The organism is Clostridium sp. (genome assembly GCF_051656525.1).
Taxonomy (GTDB): Bacteria; Bacillota; Clostridia; order Clostridiales; family Clostridiaceae; genus Clostridium.
Genome location: NZ_JBOGCC010000272.1, coordinates 1 through 1,034, shown reverse-complemented (window position 1 = coordinate 1,034; position 1,034 = coordinate 1). Strand labels below are relative to the sequence as shown.

At 28.1% G+C, this 1,034-nt stretch carries 2 protein-coding genes; both read left to right on the top strand.

The window, feature by feature from the left end:
- On the top strand, positions 1-705 hold a 705-nt coding region (locus ACRDDY_RS13425), incomplete at its 5' end, for a transketolase C-terminal domain-containing protein (RefSeq protein ID WP_438565450.1).
- Between the two features lie 142 nt (positions 706-847).
- Positions 848-1,034: DUF2871 family protein (locus ACRDDY_RS13420; RefSeq protein WP_438565449.1), on the top strand; the 187-nt coding region annotated here is incomplete at its 3' end.

Here is a 1,034-nt window from a genome sequence, read left to right as displayed (position 1 = left end):
TTTGCAAGTACATTCATTCAAAGAACATATGATCAAATGTCACATGACTTAGCAATAAATGATAATCCAGCTTTAGTATTAGTTTATAATGGTGGAATTACAGGAGCTGACGTTACTCACCATGGAATATTTGATATTCCATTAATTTCAAACATTCCAAATATAGTATACTTAGCGCCAACATGTAAAGAGGAATTCCTAAAAATGATGGACTGGGGAATAGAACAAAAAGGTCATCCTGTATTTATAAAAGTACCAGTAGGTGCTGTAAGAAGTTATGACTTTGAAGTTCAGGAAGATTATTCTGATTTAAATAAATTCCAAATAATCAAAAAAGGAAGTAAGGTTGCAGTTATAGGGCTTGGAGGTTTCTTTAAACTTGGAGAAGAGGTAATAGAAAAATTAAAATCAGAACTTAATATAGATGGAACATTAATAAATCCAAGATATATAACAGGAATCGATAAAGAAATGTTAGAAGATTTAACTAAAGACCATGATGTAGTAATAACATTAGAAGATGGTATTTTAGATGGTGGATTTGGTGAAAAAATAACTAGATTCTATGGAGATAAAGAAATGAAGGTTCTAAACTATGGAGCAACTAAAGAATTTACTGATGGAACTCCTATAAATGAACTTTATGAAAGATATCACTTAAAACCTGAATTAATAGTTGAAGACATTAAAGAGTTAAGAAAATAGGAATTTTAAAAGGACTGGTTAGCCAGTTCTTTTTTTTTTTAAGGTTTTCATTAAAAAGTTATGGAAGTATAAAAATATTTTATGACAAAAGGAAGTTTATTGTTATATAATAATAGTAATTAGCAAAAGGGGGATTAGATTAATGAAAAAGATTTTTAATACATCAATGTTATATTTACTTTTTGGACTTTTAGGGGGAGTATTCTTTAGAGAGTTCACAAGAATGAGTGATTTTACAGGAATAACTAGATTAAGCGTGGTTCATACGCATGCTTTAATTCTTGGATTTTTCTTATTTTTAATTTTAGTTCTTTTTGAAAAATCATTTA